Raw genomic sequence first — 10,220 nt, forward strand, 5'->3', positions numbered from 1 at the left:
GGTGAGTGATGGTCAGTAGGTTGTCTGTAGGCTGCCCCTCAACAGAATCTCGCCATGTGAACCATCTCGAACATTTCATGCCGTAACCACCGCTTAGTGTTTTCCCTCGCCGTCCAGACCGCGTATTATCCCGACATATTTTCTGCAGACTTCCTACGCCCAGCGTTTAGGTGACTTGTCTTGCTTTCCACAGGTGCTTGGCAAGGTAACCTCCAGATCACAGAATAATCCTCAGGTAACGTTTAACGACTTGCCCAAAATATATCGGCCAGGCATGCGGCTGTCCGCAGGATGGGACGGTGTCCGGTAGTGTTTTAAAGGAATGGATTTTGACAAAGCCTAGACAGGTAGCAATTGTTGGTTGTTCTTTTCGTTTCCCCGGTTCCACGACCAGCAATTTCTGGCAGAACCTGATGGCAGGGCGGGACCTGGTGACCCAGGTCGACGCCTCGCGCTGGGATCACGCCGAATTCCTGCACCCGGATAAAGCCAACCCGGCTACCAGTTATACCTTTGCCGCCGGCAGCCTGGGCGACATCAGTGCCTTCGATGCGGGCTTCTTCAACATCTCGCCGCGGGAAGCGGCGGTGATGGACCCGCAGCAGCGCTTCCTCCTGGAAATGTGCTGGGAAACTTTCGAGAACGCGGGCATCAAGCCCTCGAGCCTGCGCGGCAGCAATTGCGGTGTGTACCTGGGGATCGCCGGTGTCGAGCAGGCATATCGCCTGGTGGAAGACCTGGCGTCGATCGATGCCGCCACGGCCACCGGCAACACCATGAGCATTGCCGCCAACCGCCTGTCTTTCTTCTACGACCTGCGCGGGCCGAGCATGGCCATCGATACGGCGTGCTCGTCTTCGCTGGTGGCCTTTCACCAGGCCTGCCAGGCGATCATCAGCGGCGATATCGATCAAGCAGTGACTGGCGGCATCAGCCTGCACATGCACCCGTTCGGCTTCATGATTTTCGCCAAGGCCTCGATGCTGTCGCGTACCGGGCGTTGCCAATCCTTCGATCAGAACGGTGACGGTTACGCGCGCTCCGAGGGCGGTGGTCTGTTCCTGCTCAAGGATTACGATCAGGCCGTGGCCGACGGCAACCCGATTCTCGCCGTGGTCGCTGCCAGCGCGGTGAACACCGACGGTCGCAAGTCCAGCCTGACCCTGCCCAGTGCCGATGCTCAGGCGGCTCTGCTCAAGAGCACCTATGCCAAGGCCGGGATCGATCCGTCGCAACTCGACTATCTGGAAGCCCACGGCACTGGTACGGCCGTTGGCGACCCGATCGAATCCCGCGCCATCGGCGAGGCCCTGGGCCAGGCCCGCGCCTCTGGCAACCCGCTGCCGATCGGTTCGATCAAGAGCAACCTGGGTCACCTGGAAGCGGCCTCCGGTGTTGCCGGGCTGATGAAGGCGCTAAATTGCCTGATCGAGCGGGAAGTCCCGGCGACCATCGGCGTTGAGGAACTCAACCCGAATATTCCGTTTGCCGACCTGAACCTGCAGGTGGTCACCGAAAGCCGAGCACTCAAGGCTGAAGGGCAATTGACCGTCGGTATCAACTCGTTTGGATTTGGTGGTGCCAATGCCCATGTGATCCTGCAGAGTGCCGAGCCGCTGCCGGCGTCCACGGCAGCAACGCATACACCGCGGCTGCCGCTGTTGCTCAGCGCCAAGGATGCCGAAGGCCTGCGTGCCACGGCCGAGGGCTTTGCCGAATACCTGGCAGCACACCCACAGATCAATTACTACGATGTGGCCTACCAGGCCATGTTCCGTCGCGATGCGCACCCGCATCGCCTGGTGTTGATTGGTTCCGAGCCGGCTGAAGCGGCTCAGGCGCTGGCCGACTATGCCCAGGACCCGAGCCTCAGCGAACTGAGCTCGGTGGTCGAGGTCGGCCAGGCGCTGGACAAGGTCCAGGGCCCGGTGTTCGTTTATTCCGGCAACGGTTCGCAGTGGCAGGGCATGGGCCGGGCGATGCTCGGCCACCCGCTGTTCGAAGCGGCGGTGGCCGAGGTCGACGGGCTGTTCCAGCCATTGGCGGGCTATTCGCTGCGCGCCGAGCTGCTGGGGGAAAACGGCGATGACCGTTATGTGCGCACCGAGATCGCGCAACCAGCGCTGTTCGCCCTGCAAGTCGCGGTCACCCGCGTGTTGGCGGCGCAGGGCTTCCATCCAGCGGCCGTGATCGGCCACAGCGTTGGCGAAGTAGCGGCAGCCTGGGCCAGTGGTGCCCTGAGCCTGGAAGACGCCACCCAGGTGATCTTCCATCGCAGTCGCCTGCAAGGGCTGACCCGCGGCAACGGCAAGATGGCCGCCGTGGGGCTGTCGGGCGAAGCCACCGCGAGCGTGCTGGTGGAACTGGGCCTGGACGACCGTCTGGTGGTGGCGGGCGAAAACAGCGCCCGTGGCGCCACGGTCGCAGGTCCCGTCGAGGCCCTGGCCGAGCTGGAACAGGTGCTGACCGAGCGCCAGGTGTTCGTGCGTCGCCTGGACCTGGACTACGCCTTCCATTCCCCGGCGATGAATCCGATCGAGCAACAGGTCATTGCCGACCTGGCGCACATTCGCCCGTGCAGCGCTCGTATTGCGTTTTACTCCACGGTAGTGGGTGGCGAGCTGGACGGTCAGCGTCTGGACAGCCGTTACTGGTGGCAGAACATCCGCTTCCCGGTGTTGTTCCAGGGCGCGATGGACGCGCTGCTGGAGCAGGGTTTCAACCTGTTCGTCGAAGTCGGTCCGCACCCGATCCTGCGCTCCTACGTGACCGATGCCCTGACCCAGCGCGAGCTGCCCGGCCAGGTACTTGCCACGCTGCAGCGCAAGGACGACAGCCCTGCGCTGCTGGAACGTTGCGTCGCCAGGCTGCTGATTGCCGGTGCCGAGCCGGATTGGCAGGCCCACTTCCCGGTGGCCGGTAACAACCTGCGTCTGCCGAACTACGCCTGGCAGCGCGAGCATTTCCAGTTGCCCGTCAGCGCCGAGTCGTTCGGTGTGCTGCAACGCGAGCGTGTGCATCCGTTGCTGGGCTACTCACTGCCCGATCGCACCCTGACCTGGGAAAACCGCCTCGACACGCAACTGTTCCCGACCCTGGGCGACCACAAGGTCGGTGACGCGGTGCTGTTCCCCGGTGCCGGTTTCACCGAGCTGGCCCTGGCCGTGGCCTTGTTGCACCAGCCGGGCGAGTTCGTCGACATCGAAGAATTGGAGATTCATAGCCCGCTACTGCTGGGGCATGAGGGCAGTAAAAAGATCCGGGTCAGCATCGAGGAAGCTGATGGCACCCTGCACATCACGTCCCGCAGCCTGGCCCAGCGTGAAGAGTGGGTGCAGCACGTGGTTGCCCGCCTGCCTGGCGAAGCCCGTGGCGTGATGCTCGGCGGTCGTGCCCCGGCGCTGCCACAACGCCCGGCGGACTTCACGGGTGAGCAGCACCTGGCGCTGACCCGTGCGGTCGGCCTGAACTATGGCCCGGCCTACCAGGCCGTCGCGGCGGTGTGGGTCGAGCCGGCGCGCGTCCTTGCGCAACTGAGCGTGCCTGACGCCATCACCCATGAGCTGGCCGCGCTGCACCTGCACCCGGCCTTGCTCGATGGTGCATTCCAGTTGATCACCGAGTTGCTGGTCGGCACGCCTGGCAGCAACAAGGGCCTGGCGTTCATTCCGGTCAAGCTCGGCCGCATTGCCTTTGCCAAGGCCGGCGGTGTGCCGTGCCTGGCCGAGGTGCGGCAGCTCAAGCGCACCGAGCATTCGTTGCTGGTGGACTTCACCCTGTACGACGCGGCGGGCGACGCCGTGCTGTTTATCAAGGATGCCCGTTTCCGTGGGGTGCGCTTGCAGCGCGACCGCTCTGGCGACATCAAGCGCCTGGCCCATGTCGGCCTCGCCGCGCCAGGCCAGGTGGTGCCCGTACTGCGTGAAGCGCACGGCAGCACTCCGCTGGCCGTGCATCTGCAAGGGCTGGGTGATGAGGCGGTTCAGGCCCGTTACCTCAATGAGGTCGAGCCGCTGCTCGATGCCCTGTGTTCAAGCTTCGTACTCGACCTGATCGACCAGGCCGGTGGCCATTTGAGCGCCGAGCAGGTTGCCCTGTGGTCGCAGCAGGACGGCGTGCCGAGCGATTACCTGTCGACGCTGCTGCGTCATGGCCTGGAAGACGGCAGCCTGAGTCGTGATGCCGACGGCACCTGGCACGTTGTCGAGACCGGTGAGCGCCCAGCGTCCGAGGCCATCTGGCAGGAGTTGTTCCAGTGCTACCCGGAACACTTCCAGATCATTCATTCGGTGGGTCGTATCGGCCGCCATTTGCAGGCATTGCTTGACGGTCGCCAGCCCCTTGAGCAGTTGCTGCCACGGGAAACCAGCGGCGCCAACCTGTTGCGTCTGGTGCTGGGGGCGTCCGGTCAGCAGCGCGTGCTCGCCGGCCTGCGCGAAACCCTCGCCCAGCGCCTGGCGGCATTGCCAGCCGGGCAGCGCCTGCGGGTGTTGGAACTGGGCTTTGGCGGGCCATCTTTCGCCGAGTCGTTGTACGCCGGGATCGATTTCGATCGTGTCGATTACAGCTATTGCGTGCAAGAGCCGGAGCTGGCGCAAATGCTGCGCGTTGATTGCCCGGCCCTGGATGTCCTGGGCTTTGATCAATTGGCGCAGGGCAGCGGCTACGACTGGGTGCTCATGCCGACCGACCTGGCTGCCCTGGATACCGTGGGCGAAGCCCTGCGTCAGGCGGCGAGCCAGCTCAACCCCCACGGGCAGCTGGCGTTGCTGGCACAACATCCGGCGCGCTGGGCCGACTTCGTGTTCGGTGCCCAGGCCGACTGGTGGCTGGCCGGCCCGGAGCAGGCGTTGTCACGCCAGCAGCGTCCGCAGTTCTGGCAGCATGAAGTGCAACGCCACGGCTTGACCCTGACACACACCCTTGAAGCCATGCCGGGCACCGCTTGTGGCAGTTACCTGCTGCTGGCCGATAAACCGGCGGGCGCGATGAGCCCACGGGACGAGAGTGCGCCACAGCGCTGGGCGCTGTTGGCCGAGACCGGGCAGGGCGCTGCTGAAGCGTTGGCCCAGGCCCTGCGTGAGCGAGGCCAGCAGGTCAGCCTGCTGGTTCCGGGCGATGCCCGGGCCTTGGCGCAACAACTGGCCGCCCTGGATCAGGTGCCGGAGCAGATACTGCATTTGGCCGGGTTCGACGGCGACCAGGGGCTGGATGCCCAGGGTGCTCGTTGCCTGCAGGCCGCCGCGCTGGTCCAGGCGTGCGAGTCGTTGGGCATTGCCCCAGCATGCTGGCTGCTGACCCGTGGTGCGGCCGGTCACTTCTATGGCGCCGACACGGCGACAGACGTCGACGCTATCGCCGATGCCGCGTTCTGGGGCTTTGGCCGGACCCTGGCGAACGAGTCCGCCAGCTGCCGCATCCGTCTGCTCGACCTGGCCTTCAAGGCGCCGATTGCCAGCCTGATCCCGGCGCTGTTGCACGCCGATGCCGAGACCGAGCTGGCGATCAGTGCCGACGGTCAGCGGTATGTGCCGCGCTTGCGCGTTCTGCAAGGGCAGCACGGTGTCGCTCGCGATGGCGACACGCGTATCAGCCTGGGCTTCGACTTGCCGGGGCAATTGCGCAACCTGCGCTGGGAAGCCCGGGCGCTGACGCCGCCGGCTGCCGACGAGCTGGACATTGAGGTCCGCGCCACCGGCCTGAACTTCCGCGACGTGATGTTCGCCCTCGGCTTGTTGTCCGATGAAGCCATCGAGAACGGCTTCTCCGGTCCGACCATGGGCTTTGAATTTTCCGGCGTGGTCCACGGCAAGGGCGCCGCAGTGCTCGGCGACTTCGCCCCGGGCGACCGCGTAGTGGGTTTCGGCCCACGCAGTTTCGCCAACCGTTTGGTGACCAACGCCAATGCCGTGGCGCGGATTCCCGAAGGCATGTCGTTCGAAGCGGCGGCGACCATCCCGAGTACCTTCTTCACCGTGTACTACGCCCTGCATCACCTGGCACGTCTGGAGCCGGGCGAGAAGGTGTTGATCCACGGCGCAGCCGGCGGCGTCGGCATTGCCGCGATCCAGATCGCCAAGTGGTGCGGTGCAGAGATCTACGCCACCGCCGGCAGCGACGAGAAACGCGACTTCCTGCGCCTGCTCGGAGTCGACAAGGTGTTCGACTCCCGCTCGCTGGCCTACGCCGACGAAGTGCTGGCCGTGACCGGTGGCCGTGGCGTCGACGTGGTCCTCAACTCCCTGGCTGGCGAGGCGATCAACCGCAACCTGCGCGTGCTCAAACCGTTCGGTCGCTTCCTCGAACTGGGCAAGCGCGACTTTTACCAGAACACCCGGATTGGCTTGCGGCCGTTCCGCAATAACATCAGCTACTTCGGCATCGACGCCGACCAGTTGATGAGCGAGCGTCCGGACCTGACGCGGCGTTTGTTCGGGCAAATGATGGCGCTGTTCGAGCAGGGCATTTTGCATCCGCTGCCATTCCGCGAGTTCGATGCCAACCATGTGGTCGAGGCATTCCGCTACATGCAGCAGGCGCGGCAGATCGGCAAGATCGTGGTGACCTATGGCAACCCGATCGAACAGTTGGTGGAAACCCGCGAACAGCCGTTGCAACAGCTGCAACTCAGTGGCGAGGCGACCTACCTGGTCACGGGCGGCTTGGGCGGTTTCGGTTTGCGCACCGCCCAGTGGCTGGTGGACAAGGGCGCCCGGCACCTGGTGCTGCTCGGTCGTCGTGGCCCGGCCAGTGTCGAGGCCCAGCCGAGCCTGGCGGCCTGGCAGGCCCAGGGCATCGATGTGCAGGCGCTGGCGTGCGACATCACCGATGTGCAGCAACTGCGAGGCGTGTTCCAGCGCATCGCGGCGAGCCCTTATCCGCTGCGCGGCCTGGTGCACGCGGCGACGGTGATCGACGACGGTCTGATCCGCAACCTCGACGCCGAGCAACTGCAGCGTGTGCTGGAGCCCAAGGCCAAGGGTGCGCAATACCTGCATGAACTGACCCGTGAGTTGCCGTTGGACTTCTTCGTGATGTTCTCCTCGGCCACCACCCTGTTCGGCAACCCCGGCCAGGCCAACTACGTCGCGGCCAACCATTGGCTCGAAGCCCTGGCCCGCCATCGTCGTGGTCAAGGCCTGGCCGCTACGGCCGTCCTCTGGGGCGCCATCGATGATGTGGGCTTCCTGGCTCGTAACGAGCAGATCAAGGACGCCCTGCAAAGCCGCATGGGTGGTGCTGCGCTGCGGGCCGACGTGGCCCTGGCGCACCTGGAGCAGATGCTGCTCGGTGGTGATGACGGTATCGGCGTACTGGAGCTGGAATGGAAGGCCTTGTCGCGCTTCCTGCCGAGCGCGGCGACCCCGCGTTTCCAGGAACTGGTCCGCGCCCACGGCGGTGATCAGGACGACGACAATGACGCCGAGGACATCCAGCGCATGTTGCTCGAGCTTGACGACGAGCAACTGCTGGAGCGCTTCGTCGAATTGCTCAAGCACGAAGTCTGCGAGATCCTCCGGCTGCCGGCGGCTCGCCTGGACACTCAGCGTCCGTTGCAGGAACTGGGGCTGGACTCGTTGATGAGTGTCGAGTTGGTGGTGGCGCTGGAAGAGCGTTTCGGTGTTCGCCTGCCGGTGATGGAGCTCAGCGAGAGCTCCAGCATCGACAAGCTCAGTGTGCGCATTCTTGACCTGCTGCGCGGTGAAACGGGGGCTGATGAAGCCCCGGCGCCTGCGGCCCTGGCCGAGAACGTACTGGCTCGCCACGGCAGCGAATTGAGCCGCGAGCAAATGGCCGAGATGAACGCCGAACTGGCCGACAGTGCCGCGGCACCCAACCGATTGATTGAGTGATGTTTGATTGAGTGATAGCCCGATGACTGCAACAACGACCACCGGCCTGAGTGTCGGTATCAAGCAACGGCTGATCCAGCAAGCGCTGGAACGCCGTCGCAGCGAGGCGGGCGACACGGCGGGTGGTGCGACTCTGGAGCAAGCGCAACAGGCCGCACTGAAAGTGCCCGAAGCGTTTTATCGCTTCGACCAGCACCCCGGTTATCAGCAGTTGCGCGTGATACAGCAGAGCGCCGCGCGCCTGGGCCTGGCCAACCCGTTCTTTCGTATGCACGAGGGGACGGCGGGTGCCGAGACCTGTATCGGCAGCCGTGAATACGTCAACTTCGCCAGCTACAACTACCTCGGTTATTCCGGTCACCCAGTGGTGGCCGAGGCAGCCAAGGCGGCCATCGACCGGTACGGCACTTCGGTATCAGCCAGTCGTCCGGTGTCGGGGGATCGTCCGTTGCACCGTGAACTGGAGCGCGAGCTGGCCAGCCTGTACGAGGTCGACGATGCGGTGGTGTTTGTCAGTGGCCATGCCACCAACGTGACCACCATCGGCTATTTGTTCGGTCCTCGGGACCTGGTGCTGCACGACGAACTGATTCACAACAGTGTGCTGCAGGGCATCCAGTTGTCCGGTGCGCGCCGCCTGAGTTTTGCCCACAACGACTGGCAAGCGCTGGACCGGATCCTCGGTGAGCAGCGCCAGCATTTCGAGCGGGTGCTGGTGGTGGTCGAAGGGATCTACAGCATGGACGGCGATTACCCGGACTTGCCGCGTTTTGTCGAACTCAAGCACAAGCACAAGACCTTCCTGATGGTCGATGAGGCGCATTCGCTGGGGGTGATGGGGGCGACCGGCAAAGGTATTCGCGAACACTTCGGCCTGGCCGGCGATGACGTGGATATCTGGATGGGCACCCTGAGCAAGACCCTCGCCAGTTGCGGCGGCTACATTGCCGGCAACACGGCGCTGGTCGAGCACCTGAAGTTCCTTGCGCCAGGCTTCCTCTACAGCGTGGGCATGCCACCGTCGGTCACGGCAGCGGCGTTGGCGGCGCTGCAGTGCCTGGCCCACGATCGTGAGCGGGTGCAGGCCGTACAGGCCCGTGGTGAACTGTTCCTGCGGCTGGCCAAAGAGGCGGGCCTCGACACGGCCACCAGTACCGGACTTGCAGTGATTCCAGTGATCACCGGCAGTTCCTTCAAGGCCGGGCGGCTCTCCAGCGCCCTGTTCGACCGGGGCATCAATGCCCAGCCGATCTTGTACCCGGCTGTCCCGGAGCACGCGGCGCGGGTGCGTTTCTTCGTTTCCTGCGAACACACCGAAGCGCAAATCACCCGCACCGTGGCCATCGTGGCCGAAGAAATGGCCAGGATCGGCTGACGCGGCGGGTTATCTGCATACAGGCAAGGCTGTTCAGCCCCCGTGGTTACATGCATCAGGCTGGGCAAGGCTGTTGGTGTTCATGCTTGATTGGACGGCCTGCCAGCACCCTCATACATCAGGCTGGGCAGTGCTGTTGTGGCGAGCGAGCTTGCTCGCGCTGGGCTGCGTAGCAGACCCAAAAAGGGCGCCGAGTGTTTTCTGCAAGACCGCAAGCGCCTGCTCAGGGCGCGCTGCGCACGCCAGCGGGAGCAAGCTCCCTCGCCACGGGGATGGTGTTCATGCTTGATTGGACGGCTTGCCAGCGGCCTCACGCATCAGGCTGGGCAAGGCTGTTGGTGTTCATGCTTGATTGGACGGCCTGCCAGCACCCTCACGCATCAGGCTGGGCAGTGCTGTTGTGGCGAGCGAGCTTGCTCGCGCTGGGCTGCGTAGCAGACCCAAAAAAGGTCACCGAGGTCTTTCTGCAAGACTGCCAGCGTCTGGTCAAGGCGCGCTGCGCACGCCAGCGGGAGCAAGCTCCCTCGCCACGGGGATGGTGTTCATGCTTGATTGAACGGCTTGCCCGCGCCCTCACGCATCAGGCTGGTCAAGGCCGTTGGTGTTCATGCTTGACTGGACGGCCTACCAGCACCCTCACACATCAGGCTGGGCAGTGCTGTTGTGGCGAGCGAGCTTGCTCGCGCTGGGCTGCGTAGCAGACCCAAAAAAGGTCACCGAGGTCTTTCTGCAAGACTGCCAGCGTCTGGTCAAGGCGCGCTGCGCACGCCAGCGGGAGCAAGCTCCCTCGCCACAGGGATGGTGTTCATGCTTGATTGGACGGCCTGCCCGCGCCCTCACACATCAGGCTGGGTAAGGCTGTTGGTGTTCATGCTTGACTGGACGGCCTGCCCGCACCCTCACGCATCAGGCTGTGCAGTGCTGTTGTGGCGAGCGAGCTTGCTCGCGCTGGGCTGCGTAGCAGACCCAAAAAAGGTCACCGAGGTCTTTCT

Annotated in this window: 2 protein-coding genes; both read left to right on the forward strand. The window is 64.4% G+C overall.

Features of this window, described 5'->3' with window-relative positions:
• Nucleotides 1-329 precede the first annotated feature (329 nt).
• Nucleotides 330-7,853 carry a type I polyketide synthase gene (locus tag AC3WQN_RS07395; protein ID WP_103402234.1) on the forward strand — a complete coding sequence of 2,508 codons (7,524 nt, stop codon included), beginning with the start codon at nucleotides 330-332 and terminating at the stop codon, nucleotides 7,851-7,853.
• 22 nt (nucleotides 7,854-7,875) lie between these two features.
• On the forward strand, nucleotides 7,876-9,228 hold the full coding sequence (locus tag AC3WQN_RS07400) for an aminotransferase class I/II-fold pyridoxal phosphate-dependent enzyme (protein ID WP_103402235.1): 1,353 nt from the start codon (nucleotides 7,876-7,878) through the stop codon (nucleotides 9,226-9,228).
• Nucleotides 9,229-10,220 lie beyond the last annotated feature (992 nt).

The sequence above is a fragment of the Pseudomonas sp. FW300-N1A1 genome (genome assembly GCF_058789115.1).